Source organism: Mumia sp. Pv4-285 (assembly GCF_041320275.1).
Classification (GTDB): domain Bacteria; phylum Actinomycetota; class Actinomycetes; order Propionibacteriales; family Nocardioidaceae; genus Mumia; species Mumia qirimensis.
Genome location: NZ_CP162023.1, coordinates 2,824,000 through 2,846,628, shown reverse-complemented (window position 1 = coordinate 2,846,628; position 22,629 = coordinate 2,824,000). Strand labels below are relative to the sequence as shown.

Here is a 22,629-nt window from a genome sequence, read left to right as displayed (position 1 = left end):
GCGGCTTCTCACGCCTTCGGTGCGAGAAGCCGCCCGTCGGCGAGCGTGGTCCGGCTGTCGACCAGGTCCAACGTGTCGAGGTCGTGGGTGACAAGCACCGTCGCCACCTGCTGCTCGTGCGTCATCCGGGCCAGAAGCGTCACGATCTCCCGGCTGCGCGCGGAGTCGAGCGCGGAGGTCGGCTCATCCACGAGCAGCAGCGCAGGAGCGTTGATCAGCGCGCGCGCGATCGCGACGCGCTGCCGCTGACCGCCCGACAGCTGGTGCGGCCGCCGGGCGGTCTCACCCTCGAGCCCGACGGCGTCGAGGAGTGCGCGGCATCGGGCGTCGGTCTCGGCCCCGTGATTGCCGGCGACGCGGGCGGCCATCTCGAGCTGCTCCAGCGAAGTCAGTGACCCGAGCAGGTTCGCCTGCTGGAACACGAAGCCGATCCGTTCTCGCCGGGCACGCGTGTCCTCCCAGCGAGAGCGCCCCGTCAGCTCTTCGCCGTCCAGCCGGACGGCGCCGCTGTCAGGGCGCTGGAGGAGCCCGGCGACGGCGAGAAGGCTCGATTTCCCTGATCCCGACGGCCCGGTGACGGCACGGATCTCGCCGGCGTCGACCCGGAGCGAGACCCGGTCGAGCGCGACGAGCGTGCGGTCGCCGTCCGGGTACGTGAGCGTGACGTCGTCGAGAGCGAGCCGGGTCATCGGGAACCTCCAAGGGCGGTGAGGGGATCGACGGCGGCGATGCGGCCAAGAGCGGCGGCGGCGCCGAGGAGCCCGAGCGCGACGAGCAGGAGCAGCGGCCCGAGGGTGGTCGACGCGTCGACGACGAAGGGGACCTGCGACGACACCGCGAGCCCGGACGCGGTACCGACGACGGCGCCCGCTCCTGCGCCCGCCAGGAGGACGACGGCGGCCTGGCCGAGCGAGTCGCGGAGAAGGTAGCCGGTCCGTGCGCCGATCGCCTTCAGGACGGCGAGATCGGGTGTGCGCTGGATGGTCCACACCGTGAAGAACGCGCCGACCACGAGCGCGCTCACCGCGAGAAGGAGTCCCCGGATCATCGTCAGCGACCCGTTCTCGGCGGAGTACGAGCCGACCGCGGAGCGTGCGTCGCCCCGTGCCTGGACCTGCAGATCCGGCGGCGCTGCAGCGGGATCGAAGGTGTCGTCGGTGGTGAGTGCGACGGCCGTGGCGGTCTTTCCACCACTGCCGGCGAGCGACTGCCATACGTCGAGAGGGACCCACACGGCGGGAAGATGGTTCAGCATGTCGCCGTCGACGGTGCCGCCGACGCGGAGAGTGGTCGTTCCGACGCGGACGGTGTCCCCGACCGCCACGCCGAGGGAGCGATCGGTGACAGCCGTCCCCGGAGCGAGCTCCTCGGGGGCGATGGAGCTGTGCGGCACTGCGCCGAGGACGGCGACGGCGTCCTCGCCGACCCGGTCGGTGGTCACCCCCCAGGCGTCAGCCTCGGTCACCCCGGGCGTGCGGGCGAGGCGTTCGACATCCGCCGCTGTGACGGCGCTCGTGTCGAAGGAGCTCTGGTCGGGTCCGCGTGCGGAGAGTGCGACGTGGTCGGCTGCGAGACGCTCCAGCGCGCCCACGCTCTGGGCCGCCAGGCCGGCGGTCAAACCGGAGAGGATCACGACGAGCAGGCTGAGGAGCGCGATCACAGCCGTCATCAGCGTGAAGCGTCCACGGGCGCTGCGCAGCTCGCGGAGGGCGAGGAACACGGGTTCGCTCCTTCGTTCGGGGTGCTTCCAGCGTGTCCGGCGCAGGCGGTCCGGACATCGTCCGCAGGCACGATCGTCAGTCACGCCTACGGACGACGGCCGGATCCATCGAACGATGGATCCGGTGTCGAACCCCGGGGCTTCGGGCGGGTCGACGGCTACCGTGGCGGTGACCATGACTGACGTGGAAGACGCCGTCCGGCGAGACGGCTCCGACGAGACCGCCGTGCTGCGCACCATGCAGCTCGGCCAGCACGCGTTGTTCGTCGCCCTTCTCGCGATCGGCGCGGTGCGGACCGGCGACGCCGTGGCGGTCGTCGGGGCGGTGATGCTCGGCGGCTGGTACGCAGGCGGAGTGTCGACGGTGCGCCGCCAAACGGACACCTGGCGGGCACGGGTGTGGCTCGCAGGACTCGTTCTCGGGTGGCTCCTCCTCGTCCTGTGGTCCGCGGAGTTCGCGTGGGTCGCCTTCGCGATCTTCTTCATCTGCCTCCATGTCCTGCCGGTCGTTCCGGCCGTCGCGACCGTGGTCCTGATGACCGTCGCAGTCGTCGCGACGCAGCTCGCGCAGGGGGACGGCAGCGTGGTCGCCCGGGTGCTCGGACCGTGCATCGGCGCGGCGGTCGCGGTCGGGATGGGGCTCCTGTACGAGCGGCTCGTCACCCAGGACACGCGGCGTCGGGCGCTTGTCCGCGCACTCGTCCGTGCGCGCGACGAGCTGATCTCCGCCCAGAACGCCCTCGTCGCCGCCCAGCGGGAAGCCGGAGCCGAGGCAGAGCGGGCGCGGCTGGCGCGCGACATCCACGACACGCTCGCGCAGGGATTCTCCTCGATCGTCCTGCTGTCGCGAGCCGGGCTGACGGGGGCCGAGGATGCGACCGACGTTCTCCGGCGCATCGAGCGCACCGCGTCGGACAACCTCGACGAGGCGCGCCGCGTCGTCCACGCGCTCGCGCCCCTCGACCTCGACGGAGGCGTGCCTCTCACCGGCGCACTGGCGCGGCTCATCGAGCGCATCACAGACCCGGGTGCGCCCGACACCAGGCTGACGGTCGACGGTGACCCGCGCCCGACGCCGACGGCGTACGACGTGGCGCTGCTGCGCCTTGCCCAAGGTGCGCTCTCGAATGCGCGCCAGCACGCGCGCGCGTCGCGGGTGCAGGTGACGCTGACCTACGCCGAGGACGCGGTGCGGCTCGACGTCGTGGACGACGGAGTGGGCTTCGATCCGGCGGTGGGCGCGGCGAGCGAGGAGCGGTCCGGATTCGGGTTGCGCGCCATGCGGGAGCGCCTGACCCAGCTCGGTGGAGCGGTCGAGGTGGAGACGGCACGGGGGCAGGGGACCGCCGTCGTGGCGACTCTCCCGTTGCAGACGCCGCCAACGGAGAGCAGCCTCCCGCCTGGCCAGGAGGAGACGTGACCCTCGTGGACGTGGTGCTCGTGGACGACCATCCGGTGGTGCGCGCCGGACTGCGGGCGCTGCTGGGCGCGAGCGGCTCCGTGCGCGTGGTCGGCGAGGCGTCTTCAGGCGACGAGGCGCTCGGAGTGGTCACCCGTACGAGGCCCCAGGTCGTCTTGATGGATCTGCGGCTCGGCGCCGGGATGGACGGGGTCGCGGCGACCTCCGCCCTGCGTCGTCAGGCGGATCCGCCCTACGTGTTGATCCTGACCACCTACGACACCGACGCGGACATCCTGCGGGCGGTGGAGGCGGGCGCGGCGGGGTACCTGCTGAAGGACACGCCGCCAGACCAGCTCGTCCAGGCGGTCGTCCGGGCTGCGGCCGGGGAGACCGTGCTGGCTGCGGTCGTCCAGCAGCGGCTGGTGGACCGGCTCCAGAACCCGTCGCTCGAGCTCTCGGCCCGCGAGCTCGAGGTCCTTGCGAAGGTCGCCGACGGGATGTCGAACCGCGAGGCCGCCCGGGCGCTCTTCATCAGCGAGGCGACGGTGAAGTCACACCTCGTCCACGTGTTCGGCAAGCTTGGCGTCGACAGCAGGACGGGGGCCGTGGCGGCAGCGCGAGACGCTGGGCTCCTGCCCTGATCTACCAGGCGCGTACGCGTCCGACCGTCACCCGCAACGTCGTGGAGTAGTCGTCGGCGAACGAGGTCGGCGTGTAGCCGAGGCCGGTGATCTGGTCGGCGTACTTCCTCTCGTACGCGTCCCACACCGCACCCGGCATCGCCTCCTCGACCTTCGCCGTGCCGTTGAGGACGACCACGTCCCCGCCGGTCCGGTCGGAGTTCAGGTTGAGCGCCACGTGCGGGTTGCCCGCGGCGTGGGCGACCTTGGCGCCGGTGGGCTGGCTGCGGATCCAGAGCTCGTCGTCGAGCCAGACGAACCACACCGGCGTCGGGATCGGCTCTCCGGTGGCGTTGACGGTGGTCAACCAGACCACGGACTCGGTGTCGAGCCGTTCGCGTGCTCCGGCGGAGAGCGTCGTCACGTCGTTCGTCATCGGTTCCTCCTGTCGCCGTCGGCAGGTGCTGCCGTTCCTTCGACCGTAGCGCGACGGCCGTCGGTCTCAGCCAACCTTCAGGTCGTTCCGAGGTTCCTGTGAGGTTCGTCCGCGACCCTGACCTCATGGCAGGGCAGGGCGCACGAGTGCTGGTCGTCGACGACGAGCCCAACATCACGACGCTCCTGAGCTCCACGCTGCGGCTGGTCGACCTCGACGTCCGGCAGGCCCACACAGGCCGTGACGCCCTGTCAGCCGTCGACGCGTACGACCCGCACCTCGTCCTGCTCGACATCATGCTGCCGGACCTGGACGGCCTCGAGGTCGCGCGTCGCCTCCGAGCGTCTGACCACCGTGTCCCGATCCTCTTCCTCACCGCCCGCGGTGGTGTCGACGACCGCGTGGCCGGCCTCACCGCCGGGGGAGACGACTACGTCGCCAAGCCGTTCAGCCTCGAGGAGGTCGTCCTCCGCGTCCGCGCGATCCTTCGGCGAAGCCGTCCTGAGGCGGGCGAGGAGGACGCCGTCGTCCGGTACGCCGACCTCGAGCTCGACGAGGACGCGCACGAGGTACGCCGTGCCGGGCACAGCGTCGAGGTGTCACCGACGGAGTTCAAGCTGCTGCGCTACCTGCTGGCCAACGCGGGTCGTGTCGTGAGCAAGACGCAGATCCTCGACCGGGTCTGGAGCTACGAGTTCGACGGCAGCGGCGCGATCGTGGAGTCGTACGTCTATACGCTGCGCAAGAAGCTCGACGCCCACGGTCCACCGCTGATCCAGACCGTCCGCGGGGTCGGCTACTCCCTCCGTGAGCGACGGCCGTGATGCGACTGACCGGCTCTCGGCCGTGGCGGTCGTGGACGGTCCGCTCCCGCATGACCGCGGTGGTGGTGGTCGCCGCGGGGGCTGCGCTGGTCGTCGTCACTCTCGTCGGAACCGCCCTGCTGCGGAGCTACATGACCGACCGCGTGGACGTCCAGGTAGAGCGCATGACGTCCGGTCAGGTCGTCGTCCAGCAGCGCCTCGCGGGCTCACCGTCGGCAGCAGAGCAGGGACCGATGCTCAACACGACGGTGAACGACATCGTCGGAGAGACGCTACGGATCATCCGGGTCCTGCCTGACGGGCGGGAGACCGCGCTCGTCGGCCCCGGGGGCGAAGGTGGACCGGAGCTCCCGTCGGCCGAGGCCCTCGCCGACCACGCCGGCGGCGCGACGTTCACGGTCGACGACGTCGAGGACGGCGCCGCCTGGCGGGTCTCGGTCTCTTCGCTTCCCACCGGCGAGTACGTCGCGGTCGCGGCCTCCCTGTCCGACGTCGAGGCGACGGTGACGCGGCTGCTCTGGACCGGGCTGGCCGTGAGCCTGGCCGCGGTCGTCCTCATCGCCGGCGCGGCGCTGGCGGTCGTCCGCGTCGGGCTGCGCCCGCTCACTCGGATGGAACGGACCGCGGCTGCGATCGCGGGCGGGGCGCTCGAGGCCCGTGTGCCGGACACCGATCCCCACACCGAACCCGGACGGCTGGGCCTCGCGCTCAACACGATGCTCGGCCGGCTCCAGGGCGCGTTGACCGCCAGGGAGACGTCCGAGCGGCGCCTGCGCGCGTTCGTCGCGGACGCGTCGCACGAGCTGCGGACGCCGTTGACGTCGATCCGCGGGTTCGCCGAGCTCTACCGCCACGGCGGCGCGCCACCGGGCCCGGAGCTCGACGTCGCCATGCGGCGGATCGAGGACGAGGCGGCACGGATGGGGTCGCTGGTCGACGACATGCTCGTGCTCGCGGCCCTGGACGAGAGACGGCCCACGGCGCGGGAACGCGTGGACCTCGCTGCTGTGGCTGCGGACGTGGTGCGAGACGCCGGCGCGCGGTGTCCTGGCCGGCCGATCGGCCTGGAGCTCGAGGTCGAGGTGGGCGTGCCGGTCCCGGTCGCGGTGACGGGCGACGAGGCACGCCTGCGGCAGGTGGCGACGAACCTGGTCGCGAACGCCCTCGAGCACACCGGGCCCGGCACGACGGTGACGGTCCGCGCCGGTCGTGGCACGGGAGGGCCGGACGGGCGTACGGGCGCTTCGCAGGCCGTCGTCGGCACCTGGCCGTCCGGACCTGCGGTGCACCTGGAGGTCCGCGACGACGGCACCGGTGTGGCGCCGGAGCACGCGGCCAGGATCTTCGACCGTCTCTACCGCCCTGATCGAAGTCGGGTCCGCGGGACCGGCGGCGGCGCCGGACTGGGGCTCTCGATCGTGGCGGCGATCGCTGCGGCGCACGGTGGGGCTGTCGTGCTGTCCCGCACCGTGCCTCACGGTGCGACCTTCCGGGTCGTCCTGCCGCGCCGCGCGGACTCTGAGGAGACCTCGAGGTCGTCTTGAGGGACCACCGAGGCTGTGCGACGACGCTGCCGGTATGAACACGACAACACGGCCCCCTACGGGAGGGCGCACAGCGAGATGGATGCTGGTCGTTCCGGTCACAGTCCTCGTGATGCTGGTGCTCGGCGCGTGCGGTGGCTCCGCCGGCGGCGACGATGGAATCGCCACGGCCGACGGAGGCACCTCCGAGCCGAACGAGGACGCCGACGGCAACAACGGCAAGTCCGACAACGACAAGTCCGACGACGAGAAGGCGCTCGAGTTCGCGGCGTGCATGCGCGAGAACGGCGTCCCGATGGAGGACCCGAAGCCGTCCGAGGACGGGAAGGGACCTCGCATCACCATCAAGAGCGAGAAAGGCAGCGGCCCCAGCCAGGCCACGGTGGAGAAGGCGATGGAGGCCTGCCGCAAGCTGGCCCCGGGCGACGGCAGGCCGCACAAGCCCACCGAGGAGCAGCTCGAGAAGATGCGCGAGTTCGCCGCCTGCATGCGTGAGCACGGTGTGGACATGCCCGACCCGAAGGCCGACGGCGGACCGATGCTGCAACGGTTCGAGGACGACGAGTCGACCCGCAAGGCGATGGAGGCCTGCGCGGACCTGCAGCCCGGGGCGCGCGACGAGGCCGACGGGTCCTCGGCATGAGGCGGCTGACGCGGGTGGCCGTCGCTGCGGGCGCGGGCCTCGGGATCGCCGGAGCGACGGCGGCCGCGGTCGGCTACGGCGGTGCTGACCCGCAGCCCTCGTCCCAGGAGCCGGCCCCTGCGGCCACCGCGGAGGTCGTACGGACGACGTTGACCGCGACCGAGACGGTCGACGGCACGCTCGGCTACGGATCGGCGACGACGGTCTCGTCTCGCGTCGGGGGGACGGTCACGTGGCTGCGGCCCACCGGGAAGGTGGTCGAGCGGGGTGAGCGCCTCTACGAGGTCGACGCACGCCCCGTGGTCCTGCTGTACGGCACGGTGCCGGCGTACCGGTCGCTGTCCACGGGGGTGGAGGGCGCGGACGTCGAGCAGCTCGAGCGCAACCTGAGGGCGCTGGGGTACGGCGGGTTCACCGTCGACGAGGAGTTCACGAGTGCGACGGCCGACGCGGTCGAGCAGTGGCAGGAGGACCTGGACGTCGAGGAGACCGGCCGCGTCGACGTGGGCGACGTGGTGGTGTCCGACGGCGCCGTCCGCGTCGCGTCGCACGTGGTCGATGTCGGGGACCCCGCCAGCGGCCCGCTGATCACGACCACCCGGACGCGGCGGTCCGTCGCCGTCGACCTCGAGGTCGAGCACCAGGAGTCGGTCGGGCGGGGAGACAGGGTGACGGTGACGCTGCCCGACGGGACGGTCGTCGACGGGCGCGTCAGCGACGTGGGCACCGTCGCCACGACGCAGGAAGGTGACGAGCAGGGGGCCGAGACGACGACGACCGTCCCCGTGACGGTCACGATGGCGAAGCAGACGGGGCTCGGGCGGCTCGACGCCGCCCCGGTCGACGTGACGTTCACCTCGGAGGAGCGCGCGGACGTCCTCGCTGTTCCCGTGAACGCGCTCGTCGCGCTCGCGGAGGGCGGATACGGGGTGGAGGTCGTCGCCGACGGTGCGACCTCGTACGTGGCGGTCGAGGTCGGACTGTTCGCCGATGGCATGGTCGAGGTCACGGGCGAGGACCTGTCCGAGGCGACGACGGTGGTGGTCCCGTCATGACCCGTTGGATCGTCGACACCCGTGACGTCGTCAAGGCGTACCCCGGAGGCGTGCGCGCCCTGGACGGCGTCTCGCTCAAGGTGGGCCGTGGTGAGATGCTCGCCATCGTCGGACCGTCGGGATCGGGCAAGTCGACCATGCTCCACCTGCTGGGCACGCTCGACCGGCCGACGACCGGCGCCGTGGAGATCGACGGCCACGACGTCGCGAGACTGTCGGACGGCCAGCTGTCCGCGCTGAGGGCCCGCCGCATCGGGTTCGTCTTCCAGCAGTTCCACCTCGCGCCGGGGGTCGCCGCCGTAGACGGCGTCGCCGACGGTCTTCTCTATCTCGGGGTTCCACGCCGCGAGCGGCGGCGCCGGGCGGCGGACGCTCTCGAGCGCGTCGGTCTGCGACACCGGCTGGACCACCGCCCGCACCAGCTCTCCGGCGGCGAGCGCCAGCGGGTGGCGATCGCCCGCGCGGTCGTCGCCGAGCCGGCGCTGCTCCTGGCCGACGAGCCGACGGGAAACCTCGACTCCGCGTCGGGCGCCATGGTGATGGACGTGCTCCGCGAGCTCCACGGGGCCGGCACCACCGTGGTGGTGATCACGCACGACCGCGACATCGCCGCGAGGGTGCCGCGGCAGGTCGAGGTGCGCGACGGTCGCGTCGTGACGACGGGGGTGGCCAGATGAGCGCGTTGAGGCCGGCGCGGATGAGACTCCGTGACGTCGTACGCGTCGGTGCTTCGGGACTGGTCACCCGACCCCTGAGGGTGGTCCTCAGCGCGCTCGGCATCGCGATCGGCATCGCGTCCATGCTCGCGGTCGTGGGCATCTCGGCGTCGAGCCGCGCGGAGCTCGACCGGCAGCTCGATGCGCTCGGGACGAATCTCCTCACCGTCGGGCCGGGGGAGACCCTCTTCGGGGACACCGCGCACCTGCCCGACGACGCGGTCGCGATGATCAGCCGCATCGGACCGGTGACGTCGGCCAGCGCCACGGCGACGCTGGATGCCAGCGCCTATCGCTCCGATCTCGTGCCGGAGGCGGAATCCGGCGGCATCTCGGTGCGCGCCGCCCGTACCGACCTCCTCGACACTGCCGGGGTGACCGTTGCCGCCGGCGCGTGGCTCAACGAGGCGACGGCGGGCTACCCGGCGGTCGTCCTGGGAAGCACCACCGCCGAGCGGCTCGGGGTGACGGCTCCCGGGGCGGACGTCAGGGTGTGGCTCGGAGGGGAGTGGTTCACGGTCGTGGGGATCCTTCGCCCGTCCGCGCTGACGCCGGAGCTGGACATGTCGGCACTGGTCGGGTGGCCGGTCGCGGAGGCTCGGCTGGGCTTCGAGGGCTATCCGACCACGGTGTACGCCCGTGCCGAGGAGGACGCCGTCGCCGCGGTCCGCGACGTCCTCGCCGCCACCGCGAACCCGGAGAGTCCCAGCGAGGTCGAGGTCTCGCGGCCGTCCGACGCACTGGCCGCGCAGCAGGCGACCGACAAAGCCTTGAGCGGCCTCCTCCTGGGACTGGGAGGAGTAGCACTGCTGGTCGGTGGGGTCGGGGTGGCCAACACGATGGTCATCTCGGTGCTCGAACGCAGGTCGGAGATCGGGCTTCGGCGCTCCATGGGCGCGACGCGAGGGCAGGTGCGGCTGCAGTTCCTGGCCGAGTCCCAGCTTCTCTGCGTGCTCGGAGGACTCGGCGGCCTGCTGCTCGGGATCGCCGTGACGTCCGCGTACGCCGCGTACCAGGGCTGGATCACCGTCGTCCCGTTGTGGGCGAGCGCCGGCGGGCTGGCCGCGACGCTCCTCATCGGAGGAGTCGCCGGGCTCTATCCCGCGGTCCGCGCCGCTCGGATGTCGCCGACGGAGGCTCTCGCGACACCCTGACGGCGGGCGTACGACTGTGGTGCGGGCCACCCCGGACGCGGCGGCGTGCGGGGTGCGGGCACCGTCCCGGCACGGTTCGATGGGGGACATGCAGCCGATCACCGAGGAGCCGCCGGTCTGGGCCGCACCCGCGGACGAGGTGCTCGAGCGGCTCGGGACGACCCGCGAGGGCCTGACCACGACGGAGGCGGAGCGCCGTCTCGCCGAGGTCGGCCCGAACAGCCTGCCGCCGCCGGAGCCGACCCCGTGGTGGCGCCGGGTGGTCGCGCAGTTCCAGGACACCCTCATCTACATCCTGCTCGCCTCGGCGGCCGCCAAGGCCGCGTTGGAGGACTGGGTCGACTTCACGGTGATCCTGGCGGTCGCCGTGATCAACGCGGCCATCGGACTGGTGCAGGAAGGCCGGGCCGAGAAGGCGCTGGCGGGCATCAGGACGATGCTCAGCGTGCAGGCCGACGTACGGCGTGACGGGGGCTGGCAGCGCGTCGACGCGGACGCGCTGGTCCCCGGGGACGTGGTCAGGCTCCGCGGCGGCGACAAGGTGCCCGCGGACCTGCGGCTCGTCGGCGCCTCCAACCTCCAGGCCGAGGAGTCGGCGCTGACGGGGGAGTCGGTGCCGTCGACCAAGGACGTGGACGTGGTCGCACCCGACGCCGGCGTGGGGGACCGGACCGACATGGTGTTCTCAGGCACGCTCATCACGCAGGGCAGCGGTCGTGGCGTGGTGACGGCGACCGGTCAGGAGACCGAGGTCGGCAGGATCCAGACGTTGGTCGACGACGTCGAGCCGCTGGAGACGCCGCTGAGCCGGCAGCTCGACGCGTTCGGCAAGGCGCTCGCCCTCCTGATCGGCGTCATGGCGATCGTCATGGTGCTCGTCGGCCGACTCGTGCACGACTTCAGCCTGCCGGACCTGGTCTCGGCGACGATCGGCTTCGCGGTCGCGGCGGTGCCCGAAGGGCTGCCGGCGCTGGTGACGATCATCCTCGCGCTGGGCGTCCAGCAGATGGCGCGCCAGCGCGCGATCACCCGCAAGCTCCCCGCGGTCGAGGCGCTCGGCTCGGTCACCACGATCTGCTCGGACAAGACGGGGACGCTGACCAAGAACGAGATGACCTCGCGGACCGTCGTCACGCGGGCGGCCTCGTACGAGGTCACGGGGATCGGGTACGCCCCTGAGGGGGCCGTCCGGACCGGTGGGCGCACCGCCACGCTCTCCGACCGCGGGGACCTCGCGGCGCTGGTCACGGCGATGGCCCGCTGCAACGACGCGGTCGTACGACGCGACGAGTCCGGCTGGTCCCTGGTCGGCGTCCCGACCGACGGGGCGCTCCGGACGCTCGCTCTCAAGAGCGGGTTCGACGGGGAGGGGTGGCGCCGGCTGGACGTGATCCCGTTCGACTCGCAGACGAAGTACATGGCGACGCTCGACGAGGACCCTGCCGGCGTCGTGTCGGTGTACGTGAAGGGAGCACCCGACCGGATCCTCGACCGCTGCTCCTACCAGCGAGGTGCAGACGGCGCTCGCGAGGCGTTGGACCACGCGTGGTGGGAGGAACGGATCGACGCGCTCGGCGCCGACGGGTTGCGCGTCCTCGCGGCCGCGGTCGGGGCCCCTCCGCCGGCGGGGAGCGCGATCGCCGACGCAGACGTCAGCGAGGGTCTCGAGATGGTGGGCCTGGTCGGCATCGTCGACCCGCCACGCCCCGAGGCGGTCGCCGCGATCGCCCGGTGCCGACGCGCCGGGATCAAGGTCAAGATGATCACCGGCGACCACGCGGGCACGGCGCTGGCGATCGGTCGCGAGATGGGCATCGTGACCGACGACGGTGCTGGCATCGATGTGCTGACCGGTCCCGAGCTCGAGGCGATGTCGACCTCTCAGCTGCGCGACGTCGTCCGGGACGTCGACGTGTACGCGCGGACGAGTCCCGAGCACAAGATCCGGATCGTCTCGGCGCTCCAGCACCACGGGGAGGTCGTCGCGATGACCGGCGACGGGGTGAACGACGCCCCGGCTCTGACGCAGGCCGACGTCGGTGTGGCGATGGGCATCAAGGGGACGGAGGCCACGAAGGAGGCGGCCGACGTCGTCCTTGCCGACGACAACTTCGCCACGATCGAGCGGGCGGTCGAGGAGGGGCGGCGGATCTACGACAACGTCCGCAAGTCCGTCCTGTTCCTGCTCCCGACCAACGGGGCGCAGGCCCTCGTGATGCTGGTCGCGGTCATCGTCGGCATGACGCTTCCGCTGGAGCCGGTGCAGGTGCTGTGGATCAACATGGTCGCGGCGGTCACGCTGTCGCTGGCACTCGCCTACGAGCAGGCCGAGCCCGGCATCATGGACCGCGCGCCGCGCGATCCGAAGACCTCGGTGGTCGACACGGTGTACGGCGTGCGGATCGTGGTGGTGTCGCTGATCATCGGCGGCGCGACGCTCCTCGTCTTCACGACGACCCGAGAAGCCGGGCTGTCGCTCCCGGAGGCGCGCACCGCCGCGGTGACGATGCTGGCGCTCGGCCAGCTCGCGTACCTTTTCAACGCACGCTTCCTCGACGCGTCCAGCCTCAGGCTGGCGGTCCTGCGCGGCAACCGGGTCGTGTGGGCGTCGGCAGCAGGCCTGATCGCGGCGCAGCTCGCGTTCACGTACCTCCCGTTCATGAACCGATGGTTCGAGTCGGCACCCATCGGCCTCGGTGTGTGGGCCTACACGGCGGCGCTCGCGGTGGGGGTGTTCCTGCTGGTGGAGGCGGGCAAGGCGGTGGACCGCCACCGCGGGGCCCATGGTGGGATCAGAGGATGACCTCCACGTACGACGATGCCGTGGCGCTCGACCGAGCAGACCCGCTGGCCCCCTTCCGTGCCGAGTTCCTCATGGGCGACGACCCCGTCGCCTACCTCGACGGCAACTCGCTCGGACGCCCGCCGCTGCGCACCCTCGAGCGCGTCGAGCAGACGTTGCGCCACGAGTGGGGCGGGCGGCTGATCCGCAGCTGGGAGGAAGGCTGGCTCGACCTTCCCGAGCAGGTAGGCGACCGTCTCGCCGCCGCCTGTCTCGGCGCGGCGCCGGGTCAGACGGTGATCGCGGAGTCGACCTCGGTGAACATCTTCAAGCTCCTGCACGCCGGCTGCGACCTGCGTCCGGGCCGCGACGAGATCGTCGCGACCGACAGCGACTTCCCGACCGACCGCTACCTCGTCGAGTCGGTCGCCGGTTCGCGCGGGATGACGGTGCGGTGGCTGCGACCAAACATCGTCGAGGGCGTGACCGAGTCCTCGCTGCGCGAGGTGCTGTCGGAACGTACGGCGCTGGTGCTGCTCAGCCACGTCGACTACCGCTCGGGCGCGATGCTCGACGTGCGCATGCTGACCGCCCTGGTCCACGAGGTCGGCGCACTTGCCGCCTGGGACCTGTGCCACTCGGCCGGCGTCGTCCCGCTCGCCCTCGACGCGGACGCCGTCGACCTCGCGGTCGGGTGCACCTACAAGTACCTCAACGCGGGCCCTGGTGCACCGGCGTTCCTGTACGTCGCCGCACAGCACCTGGGCTCCGTGCGTCAGCCGATCACCGGCTGGTGGAGCAGCGCGGACAGGTTCGCGATGGGTCCGACGTACGAGGCAGACCCGTCGATCCGGGCGATGCTGTCGGGCACGGCGTACGTCCCGGGCATCGTGGCGGTCGACGCGTCGGTCTCGCTCGTGGCCGAGGCCGGGATCGAGGCGATCCGTACGAAGGCCGTCGCACTGACCGACCTGTGCGTGGAGCTGGTCGACGCCTGGCTCGTACCCCACGGGTTCGAGGTGGCCTCGCCGCGCGACGCCGCGCGACGGGGCGGGCACGTCACCATCCAGGGGGACCGGTCGCGCGAGGTCTCGGCCGCCATGTACGCCGCGAAGGTGGTCCCAGACTTCCGCAACCCCGACATGATCAGGCTCGGTCTCTCCCCGCTCACCACCTCGTACGCCGAGCTGTGGCGTGCTCTCGACGTGACGCGGGGGATCGTCGAGGCTCTCTGAGCGTCATCTCGATGGCGTAGGCTCGGTGGTACCGGTTCGACGCGTCCCCGCAGCGCGCCGCCGGTCTAAGGAGAGCTGGTGCCCCGATGAGCGACCACCCCGACCCTGCCGCCGCGACCGGGCGCACTCGACGGCCCACGCGCGACCTGAGCCAGATGGGCCTCAGCGACGTGCGCCCGGAGCGGCCCCGCATCATCGCCTGGTGCCCGGGCGAGGGCTCGACCAACGCGCCGATCCTGGCTGCGCTGCGAGCGGAGGGCTTCGACGTCTGGATCGGGTCACGACGGGAGCCGGTCGGCAACTTCGAGGTGTCTTTCCTGAGCGCGGACGCCGACCGCGTGCGCGCGATCATCGCCGGCGTCGACCCGGCTGCCGCCCCACTGACGGTGGGTCGCTGACCCAGCGGCCACGCCGCGGCGCGCGATCTGCATCGAGCGCCGAACGGGCAAGAGCCCTCGCCTCCCAGTGGGAGGCGAGGGCTCTTGCGTGCGCGTCCGGGTCGGACGCAGGTCTCAGATAGGCCGGATGTTGGCGGCCTGCAGGCCCTTGGGGCCCTGCTCGACGTCGAACTCGACCTTCTGGTTCTCCTCGAGCGAACGGAAGCCGGTCGCCGCGATCGCGCTGAAGTGCGCGAACACGTCCTCGCCGCCGCCGTCCGGTGCGATGAAGCCGAAGCCCTTGTCGGCGTTGAACCACTTAACGGTGCCAGTAGCCATGTCTGTTCTCCTCGGGTCGTGCGCACGCGACTTTCGCGAGCGACTGGTGTCGCGAGCACATCAACCTGGGAAAGCATCAGGACGCTCGGAACGAGGAGCCCTGATCGATTCTGCGGCTTGAGGCCGTGCAACTTGATTCGACCGTACCACCCGCCGACGGCAGATACGTACCGACGAAACGCCGTCGGCCCGACCTATCGGCGAGAGGTGGCACTCGGACTGAGCCGGACGAGCCTCGCGGTGGTGCTCTCGTCCAGCTCCGCGAGCGCGTCACGGGACTTGATGAAGTCCGAGAACGACCGGTAGCCGAGCGACTTCTCGTTGAACGAGGGGTCCATCCGCTTCATCTGGCTCTTGACCGCCGAGCTGTGCAACCAGTCGGCGTCGTCCTTCTCGTGGCCGAGGCGCAGCGCCCGCTCGAGCAGCCCGGTCGCGACGTCCTGCGGGTCCTCGGGCTCGGGCTCCGGCGGCTCGTTGCCGGGCTCGGCGAAGACGGGGATGGTGGACTTCGCGCGGCGCGCGGTCTGCTTCGCGGGGGCCGTCGCGGCCTCCTCGGCACCCTCGGCGCTGCTGTCGGTCGGAGCGGGCTCGGCCGTCTTCGCGGTGCGCCTGCGGGTGGACTTCGCCGGCTTCTCCGTCGCCTTGTCGGGGAGCGGTGGCGGAGGCTCGATCCCGGGCAGTGCGTCGTAGGTGACCATCTCGTCGCACGCCGCCGCCAGGCTCTTGCTGGTCGATCCGGCGACGCCCACGCCGACGACGTACCGGCCGAGCCGCTTGCACCGCTGGGCGAGAGCGATGTAGTCGGAATCACCCGCGACGATGACGACGTGAGTCAGGTCCGGGAGCCGGAACATGTCCTCCACGGCATCGACGGCCAGCCGGATGTCGGCGCCGTTCTTTCCGTACGCCGCCGCCGGGAAGAGCTGGACGAGGTCGACCGCGCGGCTGACGAGCTGGCCACGGTAGTCGGCGTTCACCGGCGCCGACCAGTCGGCGTACGCCCGGGTGAGCACGAGGGTCCCGAAGGAGGAGGCGAAGTCGATCACCGCGCCCACGTCCACGGTGGCGCGCGCGACCTTGTCGGCGATCTCGGGATCAGCGGCGCGGTCGGCCGTCTCGAACGCGCGCGACTTGTCGCGCTGGAACGAGTGCCGACCGTTCACCTGGTCGTACCGCGAGATCACGATGTTGTCGAAGTCGATGTAGACGGCGACGCGGGTGTCACCTGGCTCAGCCATGCATGCTCTTCTCGATTCGGGGCGGTGTGCGCTCCTGCCAGTCTGCCGGACCGGCCGCGAACGTGGGTGGGATGATCGGGCACATGAGCGAGTTGAAGGTCGGCGTGCTGGGTGCCCGCGGACGCATGGGGTCCGAGTCGGTCCGCGCGATCGAGGTTGCCGAGGGGTTGTCGCTGGTGGCGGCGATCGACGCTGACGACCCTCTGGAGGCGCTGACCGACGCGGGCGCCGAGGTCGTGGTCGACTTCACCAACCCCGCGGCCGTGATGGACAACCTGCGGTTCTGCGTCGCCCACGGGATCCATGCGGTGGTCGGGACGTCGGGCTTCGACGACGCCCGGATCGACGAGGTCCGCGCGATCGCCGCGGAGTCGCCCGAGGTGGGCGTGCTGATCGTCCCCAACTTCTCCATCGGCGCCGTCCTGATGATGCGGTTCGCGCAGATCGCCGCGCCGTACTTCGAGTCCGTCGAGATCGTCGAGCTGCACCACCCCGCCAAGGTCGACGCCCCCTCGGGGACGGCGACGCGTACGGCGGCGATGATCGCCGAGGCACGTCGTGAGGCGGGATCAGGACCGGTCCCCGACGCGACCACCACCGATCCGCTGGGCGCGCGAGGTGCCGTGGTCGACGGAGTCCACGTCCACGCCGTACGCTCGCGCGGCCTGGTGGCGCACCAGGAGGTGCTGTTCGGTGATCTCGGCGAGACTCTCACGATCCGCCACGACTCGGTGCACCGGGAGTCCTTCATGCCCGGCGTCGTCGCCGGGGTGCGCGGGGTCGGTGCGCGTCCGGGCGTGACCGTCGGGCTCGACACCGTGCTCGGGCTGGACTGACGCCCCGCCGCCCCCACCGCCGCCCCACGATTTGACGGCTTTCCCACCTTCCGAGCCGGCGATTCGGTGGATAACGCGTCAAATCGGGGAGGCGTCGGCGGTCAGAGGAGGCGTACGAGCGCGGCGGTGAGAGCGGCCGCGCCGACGACCACCAGGAACGGTGCACGCGCGACGAGCAGCAAGACTGCCACGCCGAGACCGACCACGCGGGCGTCGAGGGCGAGCGCCTGACCGGTGGCGAAGACCTGCACCGCGATCAGGGCGCCGAGGAGACCGACGGGGATGAGGTTGGCGACCCGGACGGTCATCGGGTGCTCGAGCACGCGGTCGGGCACGGACAGGCCGGCCAGCTTGAGTCCGTAACAGGCGAGCGATGCACCGATCACGCCCCACCAGACAGCGCTCGACCCGGTCACGACCCGCCCCTCTCGTCGCGTGTGTCGTCCCTCGAGTGCGGACGATCGTGGTGGTGCTGGTCAGCCGGGTGCTCGAGGGCGTCGGTGATCTCCGCGTCCGACTCGCCGCGGGTGAGCCAGAGCCCGGCGGCGACGGCGATCGCTCCGCCGATGATGATCGGCGCCCCGGCAGGCGTGAGCGGCACGGCACCGATCGCGACCAGGGCGCCGATCGCGGCGACGATGCGCTGCGGCCACGCCGTCAGACGGGGCCACAGCAGGGCGAGGAAGGCTGCGCCGACGGCCGCGTCCAGGCCGTACGTGCGCGGGTCGCCGAGCGCGTTGCCGGCGAGCGCGCCGACGAAGGTCATCAGGTTCCAGAGGACGAAGATCGACGTGCCGGTCACGTAGAAGCCGATGCGGGCGTGACGGTCGGACTCGCGGGCCACGCCCATCGCCGTCGACTCGTCGATCACCACGTGCGCCGCGAGCAGGCGCCGCCATCCGTGCACCCGCAGCCGTGGGGCCATGCCGAGGCCGTAGAACATGTTGCGGCTGCCCAGGAGGACCGCGGTCACGCCTCCGGTCACGGGGTTTCCGCCCGACGCGACGACGCCGGCGAACGCGAACTGCGACGCCCCGCTGAACATCAGCAGGGACAGCACGCAGGTCTGCGCCAGGGTCAGGCCCGAAGCCGTCCCGATCGCCCCGAACGAGATGCCGTACGCCCCGGTCGCCAGCCCGACGCCGAGCGAGTCGACGACGACGCCGCGATCGGTCGGCTCGGCCGCCTCAGGCGACATGCCGGGCGTGCCAGTCGAGGAGCGGGGTCAGGGCACGCCAGTCGTCGGCGACGCGCGTCGCGAGAGTCGGCGTGCTCATCCACTCAGGCGTGCCGTACCAGCGCATGAGCGTGAGCGTGTTGTGACGGAGGAGGTCGATCCGCGGATGCTCGGCGGACCACCCCCGAGGCTGCGTCTTGACGGTGTCGCCGCCGACCTCGAAACCGTCGCGCACGGCACGATCGAGGATCCGCTGGAGCGCGGCGCCCTTGCGCTGGTCGTCGACCGCCTGCCGGAAGCGGTGCTTGCGCTCCGGGTTCGCCTCGTACCAACCCGCGCCGACACGGATGCCGGACGCGTCGATCTGGACGTAGTAGCCGGTCGACGGCGCGGTGCCGACGAACGCGCCCTGGTGCGTCTTGTACGGAGTCTTGTCCGCGCTGAACCTGACGTCGCGGTACGGGCGGAACACCTTGGCGGGCCCGAACTCGTCGGCGAGCGCCGTGGTCAGCGCGAGCATCGGGCGGCGTACGAGCGTCTCGTAGTCGTCCTTGTGCGCGGCCCAGTACGTCTTGGAGTTGTCGTCCTCGAGGTCCTCGTAGAAGTCGGCTGCGGCGACCGTGAACCCGATCGGGCCGTGATCGGTGTCAGCCATCGTCACCCACCAGCGTCGTGTGGAGTCGCACCTGCTTCAGCCGGACCGTGCCGTCGCCGACGGGGTCCACCTCGCGATGGGCGCCGTCGGCCTCCCAGCCGGTGCTCACGACGAAGGCACGCAGCGCGTCGTCGCGGGAGTCGAGCCACATGGTCGCGCGGGTGAAGCGGTCGGCGCGGAGGGTGTCGGCGGCCGCCTGGAGGAGCCGGGACCCGTGCCCGACCCGTCGGTGCTGCGCGGCCACGGTGAGCTCGCTGACCTCCCCGTCGGCGATCGGGTCGGCGTCGTCGTCGGGGGAGGGAGAGGTGACCGCGAAACCACGGACGGTGCTGTGCTCGAGCGCCACGAGCACGCGGTTGCGGGCGTCACCAGGCTTGTCGAGCGACGCGGCCCACTTCTCGGCGAACAGCTCGGGCACGATCTGCGCGAGGATCTCGGGCGGCAGGAGGTCGGCGTAGCGCGCTCGCCACGCCTCGGCCTGGAGGGTCGCGATGGCGTCGGCGTCGGCGCTCCACGCGACCCGGACGCTGGTGTCGGCAGTGGTCACGTCCTCGATTCTGACAGGTGCGTGTCGTAGCGTGAGCACGTGCGCGCCTACCTCGACCTCGTCCAACGGATCCTCGACGACGGCGTCCGCAAGGACGACCGCACCGGCACCGGCACGCTGAGCGTGTTCGGCCACCAGATGCGGTTCGACCTGCGTGAGGGCTTCCCGCTCGTCACCACCAAGAAGGTCCACGTCCGATCCGTCGTGGCCGAACTCCTGTGGTTCATCGCCGGCAGCACCAACACGGCCTACCTCAAGGAGCACGGCGTCTCGATCTGGGACGAGTGGGCCGACGAGCAGGGTGAGCTGGGTCCGATCTACGGCTACCAGTGGCGGTCGTGGCCGACCCCGGACGGTCGCCACGTCGATCAGCTCCAGGGTGTCGTCGACTCGATCGTGCGCGACCCCGACTCGCGCCGCCACCTGGTGAGCGCCTGGAACGTCTCCGACCTCCAGGACATGGCGCTCGCCCCGTGCCACACGATGTTCCAGTTCTACGTGGCCCCGGGTGTCGACGGCGGCCCAGGGCGGCTGTCGTGCCAGCTCTACCAGCGCTCGGGCGACGTCTTCCTCGGCGTCCCGTTCAACATCGCCTCGTACGCCCTGCTGACGCACATGGTGGCCCAGGTGACGGGCCTCGAGGTCGGTGACTTCGTCCACACGCTCGGAGACGCCCACCTCTACACGAACCATCTCGAGCAGGCGCGTGAGCAGCTGACCCGTGAGCCGCGACCCCTCCCGCAGCTCGAGCTCGATCCGGGCGTGACGTCGATCGACGGCTTCACGCTCGACTCGGTCAAGATCACCGGGTACGACCCGCACCCCGCGATCAAGGCCCCGATCGCGATCTGATGACCCCCGCCAGCTTCGAGCCCGAGCGTGCACCGGGCGGACACCGCGCGCGCATCACCCTCGTGACCGCGGTCGGCTCCAACGGGGTGATCGGCCGCGAGGGTGAGCTTCCGTGGCCCCCGACCGGCGACCTCGCGCAGTTCAAGGCGCTGACGACCGGCCACGTCCTGGTGATGGGACGCACCACGTACGACTCGATCGGACGTCCCCTCCCGCACCGGACGTCCGTCGTGATCACCCGTCGCACCGGCTGGAAGGGTCCGGACGAGGTGGTGGTCAGCCACGACGTCGACGGCGCGCTCGACCTCGCCTCCGAGCTCGACCCCGAGGTGTTCGTGATCGGTGGAGAGCAGATCTACAGGCAGACGATGGCGCGCGCCGACCGTCTCGTGATCACGCACGTCGACCTCGCGCCGGAGGGTGACGCGTGGTTCCCCGAGGTCGACTGGTCGCAGTGGCGCGAGGTCGAGTCCGCTCCGCACGACGGCTACCGCATCGCGACGTACGAACGGGTCCGTCCGCTCAGGTGAACAGCACGAGCTGGCGCGACTGCGCCAGCAGGTCGCCGTCGGAGCTCCACAGCTCCATGTCCTCCTCGTGGAAGCCGTCGACGAGGTGGCGCGTGGTGACGCGGCCGGCCACCCACGGCGAGGTCGAGGTGCGGTGGAAGTGGACGGTCAGCTGGACGCTCACGTCACCGTGGTCGGCCAGGTCGGCGAACGCCGGGGGATAGGCGTCGACGAGCAGCGCCAGCGCGACGTGGTCGATCAGCCGCTCGTCGGTGAACCGCACCCAGTACTCGCCGATCGGGTCACCGCTCGGCACGCCGCCCACCCACGCGGGTGCCGTCGCGAACCGGTAGTCGAGGTGCTGGTTGATCGTGGCCGCGGCGAACTCCGACGACGGCGCGAACGGCGGGCACGCGTCCGGTGCCGGGAGCGCCGGCGGTGCACCGAGCTCGCTGCTCGGTCCGTGGGCGGCGGCGCGGTCGGTGAAGCTCGCGACGAGGTGGGTGGCCGTGGTGCCGTCCTGGGCGAGGGTCGCGGTGTACGTCGCCACCCGACGTCCCTCCCGGAGGACCTGGGTGGCGATCGTGCAGGGGCCGGGAAGCGCGGGCCGGGCGTACGTCGCGGCTGCGACCAGCGGGTCCGGGAACGCAGCGCCGGCGGCGACCGCTCGGAGCATCGTGGCCAGCACGTAGCCGCCGTTCGGCGTGCCGTTGGGCGTGTCCCAGCGGTGCGTCAGGTGTGCGGTCCTGATCCTTGCGCCGGTCGTCGACGCGCCGAGGTCGGGCTCGGAAGCGGTGTCGAGATCGAAGGCGTACGCCGGTCTGCTCACGTCGCGCAGTCTAGGCGCGAGGCTGTGAGCCAGGTCACATGAGACATTCGAGGAACAGGTGTAACACCTGCCCGACGGCGAACGATGTAACTCGTGTCCCGGTCCTGTCCGGGCCCCCGAACGGACAGGACCGGGATCTTCCATGTCCGGCTCCGGCGCCTCGCTGCCGGGCGTGTGGCGCCCGAACCCCCAGGTCGTGCAGGCGGTAGCGTGGACCCCATGACCTCACCGCTCGCAACACCGGCGGCGCCGTTCGGCCGGGTGCTGACCGCCATGGTGACGCCCTTCACGCCGGACGGCGACCTCGACCTCGACGCCGCGGCCAGGCTGTCGACGCACCTCGTCGACGAAGGCTCCGACGGCATCGTCGTCAGCGGGACGACGGGTGAGTCGCCGACGACCAACCCGGACGAGGACGGTCGTCTCCTCGCCGCCGTGCTCGACGCGGTCGGCGACCGGGCGTCGGTGGTGGCGGGCGTCGGCAACAACGACACTCAGGCGTCGGCCCGCCTCGCGCGCCAGGCCGCAGCCGAGGGCGCCCACGGGATGCTCCTGGTCTCGCCCTACTACAACAAGCCCCCGCAGGCCGGCCTCGTCCGCCACTTCTCGACCGTCGCCGACGCCGGCGGTGGCGTGCCGGTCATGCTGTACGACATCCCGGGCCGCGCCGTCGTGCGGATCGCTCCCGAGACGTACGCCGTGGTCGCCCAGCACGAGGCGATCGTCGCCGTGAAGGACGCCGTCGGCGACCTCGCCTCCGGTGCGCGACTGATGCGCGAGACCGGGCTCGCCTGGTACGGAGGCGACGACCCGCTCAACCTCGCCTGGCTCGCGTACGGCGCTGCCGGCATCGTGTCGGTCGTCAGCCACGTCGCCGCGGCACAGTACGCGTCGATGGTGCGCGCCGTCGACGACGGCCGCCTGCTCGACGCCCGGGCGATCAACCAGGAGCTCCTGGACGTCGTCGACACGATCATGTCGCCGAGCTCGCAGGGAGCCATCATGGCGAAGGCAGCGATGCAGCTGCTCGGAGTCATCGACAACCGAACCACGCGATCCCCGTACGTGGACGCGACCGACGAGCAGGTCGACGGACTGGCACGCGTGCTGCGTGACGCCGCCCTGCTGAAGGACTGATA

Annotated in this window: 25 protein-coding genes; 15 read left to right on the top strand and 10 right to left on the bottom strand. The window is 71.6% G+C overall.

Going from position 1 to position 22,629, the window contains the following annotated elements; genetic code table 11:
- Positions 1-8: 8 nt before the first annotated feature.
- Both AB3M34_RS13705 and AB3M34_RS13700 read right to left on the bottom strand, forming a co-directional pair.
- On the bottom strand, positions 9-689 hold the full coding sequence (locus tag AB3M34_RS13705) for an ABC transporter ATP-binding protein (RefSeq protein ID WP_370614659.1): 681 nt from the start codon (positions 687-689) through the stop codon (positions 9-11).
- Complete coding sequence (locus tag AB3M34_RS13700) at positions 686-1,720, bottom strand: ABC transporter permease (RefSeq protein ID WP_370614657.1); 1,035 nt, start codon at positions 1,718-1,720, stop codon at positions 686-688. The genes AB3M34_RS13705 and AB3M34_RS13700 overlap by 4 nt, the downstream gene beginning before the upstream one ends.
- Positions 1,721-1,895: 175 nt before the next feature.
- Between AB3M34_RS13700 and AB3M34_RS13695 the strand changes: the two genes are divergently transcribed.
- Positions 1,896-3,140: a sensor histidine kinase gene (locus AB3M34_RS13695; RefSeq protein WP_370614655.1), complete on the top strand. Its 1,245-nt coding sequence runs from the start codon at positions 1,896-1,898 to the stop codon at positions 3,138-3,140.
- On the top strand, positions 3,137-3,763 hold the full coding sequence (locus AB3M34_RS13690; RefSeq protein ID WP_370614653.1) for a response regulator: 627 nt from the start codon (positions 3,137-3,139) through the stop codon (positions 3,761-3,763). The genes AB3M34_RS13695 and AB3M34_RS13690 overlap by 4 nt, the downstream gene beginning before the upstream one ends.
- A gap of 1 nt (position 3,764) precedes the next feature.
- On the opposite strand, the gene AB3M34_RS13685 is transcribed toward AB3M34_RS13690, so the two are convergent.
- Positions 3,765-4,178: a TIGR03667 family PPOX class F420-dependent oxidoreductase gene (locus tag AB3M34_RS13685; protein WP_370614652.1), complete on the bottom strand. Its 414-nt coding sequence runs from the start codon at positions 4,176-4,178 to the stop codon at positions 3,765-3,767.
- 125 nt (positions 4,179-4,303) lie between these two features.
- Between AB3M34_RS13685 and AB3M34_RS13680 the strand changes: the two genes are divergently transcribed.
- The 9 genes from AB3M34_RS13680 to AB3M34_RS13640 all read left to right on the top strand — a co-directional run bounded on the left by AB3M34_RS13680 (position 4,304) and on the right by AB3M34_RS13640 (position 14,529).
- Positions 4,304-5,002, top strand: a complete 699-nt coding sequence (locus AB3M34_RS13680; RefSeq protein WP_370614651.1) for a response regulator transcription factor — start codon at positions 4,304-4,306, stop codon at positions 5,000-5,002.
- Between the two features lie 50 nt (positions 5,003-5,052).
- Positions 5,053-6,546: a sensor histidine kinase gene (locus AB3M34_RS13675; RefSeq protein ID WP_370614650.1), complete on the top strand. Its 1,494-nt coding sequence runs from the start codon at positions 5,053-5,055 to the stop codon at positions 6,544-6,546.
- A gap of 82 nt (positions 6,547-6,628) precedes the next feature.
- Complete coding sequence (locus tag AB3M34_RS13670) at positions 6,629-7,189, top strand: hypothetical protein (RefSeq protein WP_370614649.1); 561 nt, start codon at positions 6,629-6,631, stop codon at positions 7,187-7,189.
- Positions 7,186-8,244: a peptidoglycan-binding protein gene (locus AB3M34_RS13665; protein ID WP_370614647.1), complete on the top strand. Its 1,059-nt coding sequence runs from the start codon at positions 7,186-7,188 to the stop codon at positions 8,242-8,244. The genes AB3M34_RS13670 and AB3M34_RS13665 overlap by 4 nt, the downstream gene beginning before the upstream one ends.
- Positions 8,241-8,921 carry an ABC transporter ATP-binding protein gene (locus tag AB3M34_RS13660; protein WP_370614646.1) on the top strand — a complete coding sequence of 227 codons (681 nt, stop codon included), beginning with the start codon at positions 8,241-8,243 and terminating at the stop codon, positions 8,919-8,921. Before AB3M34_RS13665 ends, AB3M34_RS13660 begins: the two co-directional genes overlap by 4 nt.
- Positions 8,922-8,941: 20 nt before the next feature.
- Positions 8,942-10,114: an ABC transporter permease gene (locus tag AB3M34_RS13655; RefSeq protein WP_370614644.1), complete on the top strand. Its 1,173-nt coding sequence runs from the start codon at positions 8,942-8,944 to the stop codon at positions 10,112-10,114.
- 88 nt (positions 10,115-10,202) lie between these two features.
- A complete protein-coding gene (locus AB3M34_RS13650; RefSeq protein ID WP_370614643.1) occupies positions 10,203-12,917 on the top strand; it encodes a cation-translocating P-type ATPase in 2,715 nt (904 codons plus the stop codon).
- Positions 12,914-14,131, top strand: a complete 1,218-nt coding sequence (gene kynU / locus AB3M34_RS13645) for a kynureninase (protein ID WP_370614641.1) — start codon at positions 12,914-12,916, stop codon at positions 14,129-14,131. Before AB3M34_RS13650 ends, kynU begins: the two co-directional genes overlap by 4 nt.
- A gap of 86 nt (positions 14,132-14,217) precedes the next feature.
- Positions 14,218-14,529: a hypothetical protein gene (locus tag AB3M34_RS13640; protein ID WP_370614639.1), complete on the top strand. Its 312-nt coding sequence runs from the start codon at positions 14,218-14,220 to the stop codon at positions 14,527-14,529.
- Between the two features lie 114 nt (positions 14,530-14,643).
- On the opposite strand, the gene AB3M34_RS13635 is transcribed toward AB3M34_RS13640, so the two are convergent.
- Positions 14,644-14,847, bottom strand: a complete 204-nt coding sequence (locus tag AB3M34_RS13635; protein WP_370614638.1) for a cold-shock protein — start codon at positions 14,845-14,847, stop codon at positions 14,644-14,646.
- A 194-nt stretch (positions 14,848-15,041) separates the two neighbouring features.
- The gene (locus tag AB3M34_RS13630; RefSeq protein ID WP_370614636.1) at positions 15,042-16,085 is read right to left on the bottom strand and encodes an NYN domain-containing protein; all 1,044 of its coding nucleotides are present in this window, start codon (positions 16,083-16,085) and stop codon (positions 15,042-15,044) included.
- An 83-nt stretch (positions 16,086-16,168) separates the two neighbouring features.
- Between AB3M34_RS13630 and dapB the strand changes: the two genes are divergently transcribed.
- The gene (gene dapB, locus AB3M34_RS13625) at positions 16,169-16,921 is read left to right on the top strand and encodes a 4-hydroxy-tetrahydrodipicolinate reductase (protein ID WP_370614635.1); all 753 of its coding nucleotides are present in this window, start codon (positions 16,169-16,171) and stop codon (positions 16,919-16,921) included.
- Between the two features lie 101 nt (positions 16,922-17,022).
- Here dapB and AB3M34_RS13620 read toward each other — a convergent pair whose 3' ends face one another.
- Genes AB3M34_RS13620 through AB3M34_RS13605 form a run of 4 tightly spaced genes read right to left on the bottom strand, consistent with a single transcriptional unit; the run spans position 17,023 to position 19,300 of the window.
- Positions 17,023-17,337, bottom strand: coding sequence for an AzlD domain-containing protein (locus tag AB3M34_RS13620; RefSeq protein ID WP_370614633.1), 315 nt, complete (start codon positions 17,335-17,337; stop codon positions 17,023-17,025).
- Complete coding sequence (locus AB3M34_RS13615; protein WP_370614631.1) at positions 17,334-18,119, bottom strand: AzlC family ABC transporter permease; 786 nt, start codon at positions 18,117-18,119, stop codon at positions 17,334-17,336. The genes AB3M34_RS13620 and AB3M34_RS13615 overlap by 4 nt, the downstream gene beginning before the upstream one ends.
- Positions 18,109-18,753 (bottom strand): DUF2461 domain-containing protein, encoded by a 645-nt coding sequence (locus AB3M34_RS13610; protein WP_370614630.1) that lies wholly within the window; start codon positions 18,751-18,753, stop codon positions 18,109-18,111. Before AB3M34_RS13610 ends, AB3M34_RS13615 begins: the two co-directional genes overlap by 11 nt.
- Positions 18,746-19,300 carry a GNAT family N-acetyltransferase gene (locus AB3M34_RS13605; RefSeq protein WP_370614628.1) on the bottom strand — a complete coding sequence of 185 codons (555 nt, stop codon included), beginning with the start codon at positions 19,298-19,300 and terminating at the stop codon, positions 18,746-18,748. Before AB3M34_RS13605 ends, AB3M34_RS13610 begins: the two co-directional genes overlap by 8 nt.
- Positions 19,301-19,339: 39 nt before the next feature.
- Here AB3M34_RS13605 and AB3M34_RS13600 point away from each other — a divergent pair, with 39 nt between their 5' ends.
- Together AB3M34_RS13600 and AB3M34_RS13595 are read left to right on the top strand one after the other, a co-directional pair.
- Positions 19,340-20,152, top strand: coding sequence for a thymidylate synthase (locus AB3M34_RS13600; RefSeq protein WP_370614626.1), 813 nt, complete (start codon positions 19,340-19,342; stop codon positions 20,150-20,152).
- The gene (locus AB3M34_RS13595; RefSeq protein ID WP_370614624.1) at positions 20,152-20,682 is read left to right on the top strand and encodes a dihydrofolate reductase; all 531 of its coding nucleotides are present in this window, start codon (positions 20,152-20,154) and stop codon (positions 20,680-20,682) included. The genes AB3M34_RS13600 and AB3M34_RS13595 overlap by 1 nt, the downstream gene beginning before the upstream one ends.
- Here the strand turns inward: AB3M34_RS13595 and AB3M34_RS13590 are convergent.
- Positions 20,675-21,490, bottom strand: coding sequence for a thioesterase family protein (locus AB3M34_RS13590; RefSeq protein WP_370614622.1), 816 nt, complete (start codon positions 21,488-21,490; stop codon positions 20,675-20,677). The genes AB3M34_RS13595 and AB3M34_RS13590 overlap by 8 nt on opposite strands.
- A gap of 219 nt (positions 21,491-21,709) precedes the next feature.
- Here AB3M34_RS13590 and dapA point away from each other — a divergent pair, with 219 nt between their 5' ends.
- Positions 21,710-22,627 carry a 4-hydroxy-tetrahydrodipicolinate synthase gene (dapA, locus tag AB3M34_RS13585; RefSeq protein WP_370614621.1) on the top strand — a complete coding sequence of 306 codons (918 nt, stop codon included), beginning with the start codon at positions 21,710-21,712 and terminating at the stop codon, positions 22,625-22,627.
- The last annotated feature ends 2 nt before the right edge of the window (positions 22,628-22,629 follow it).

Bases quoted from the DNA above. Each gene is read 5' to 3' on its own strand.
- AB3M34_RS13705 (WP_370614659.1), bottom strand. From the start codon at position 689: ATGACCCGGCTCGCTCTCGACGACGTCACGCTCACGTACCCGGACGGC.
- AB3M34_RS13695 (WP_370614655.1), top strand. From the start codon at position 1,896: ATGACTGACGTGGAAGACGCCGTCCGGCGAGACGGCTCCGACGAGACC.
- AB3M34_RS13685 (WP_370614652.1), bottom strand. From the start codon at position 4,178: ATGACGAACGACGTGACGACGCTCTCCGCCGGAGCACGCGAACGGCTC.
- AB3M34_RS13680 (WP_370614651.1), top strand. From the start codon at position 4,304: ATGGCAGGGCAGGGCGCACGAGTGCTGGTCGTCGACGACGAGCCCAAC.
- AB3M34_RS13675 (WP_370614650.1), top strand. From the start codon at position 5,053: ATGACCGCGGTGGTGGTGGTCGCCGCGGGGGCTGCGCTGGTCGTCGTC.
- AB3M34_RS13670 (WP_370614649.1), top strand. From the start codon at position 6,629: ATGCTGGTCGTTCCGGTCACAGTCCTCGTGATGCTGGTGCTCGGCGCG.
- AB3M34_RS13665 (WP_370614647.1), top strand. From the start codon at position 7,186: ATGAGGCGGCTGACGCGGGTGGCCGTCGCTGCGGGCGCGGGCCTCGGG.
- AB3M34_RS13660 (WP_370614646.1), top strand. From the start codon at position 8,241: ATGACCCGTTGGATCGTCGACACCCGTGACGTCGTCAAGGCGTACCCC.
- AB3M34_RS13655 (WP_370614644.1), top strand. From the start codon at position 8,942: ATGAGACTCCGTGACGTCGTACGCGTCGGTGCTTCGGGACTGGTCACC.
- AB3M34_RS13650 (WP_370614643.1), top strand. From the start codon at position 10,203: ATGCAGCCGATCACCGAGGAGCCGCCGGTCTGGGCCGCACCCGCGGAC.
- kynU (WP_370614641.1), top strand. From the start codon at position 12,914: ATGACCTCCACGTACGACGATGCCGTGGCGCTCGACCGAGCAGACCCG.
- AB3M34_RS13640 (WP_370614639.1), top strand. From the start codon at position 14,218: ATGAGCGACCACCCCGACCCTGCCGCCGCGACCGGGCGCACTCGACGG.
- AB3M34_RS13635 (WP_370614638.1), bottom strand. From the start codon at position 14,847: ATGGCTACTGGCACCGTTAAGTGGTTCAACGCCGACAAGGGCTTCGGC.
- AB3M34_RS13630 (WP_370614636.1), bottom strand. From the start codon at position 16,085: ATGGCTGAGCCAGGTGACACCCGCGTCGCCGTCTACATCGACTTCGAC.
- dapB (WP_370614635.1), top strand. From the start codon at position 16,169: ATGAGCGAGTTGAAGGTCGGCGTGCTGGGTGCCCGCGGACGCATGGGG.
- AB3M34_RS13615 (WP_370614631.1), bottom strand. From the start codon at position 18,119: ATGTCGCCTGAGGCGGCCGAGCCGACCGATCGCGGCGTCGTCGTCGAC.
- AB3M34_RS13610 (WP_370614630.1), bottom strand. From the start codon at position 18,753: ATGGCTGACACCGATCACGGCCCGATCGGGTTCACGGTCGCCGCAGCC.
- AB3M34_RS13595 (WP_370614624.1), top strand. From the start codon at position 20,152: ATGACCCCCGCCAGCTTCGAGCCCGAGCGTGCACCGGGCGGACACCGC.
- dapA (WP_370614621.1), top strand. From the start codon at position 21,710: ATGACCTCACCGCTCGCAACACCGGCGGCGCCGTTCGGCCGGGTGCTG.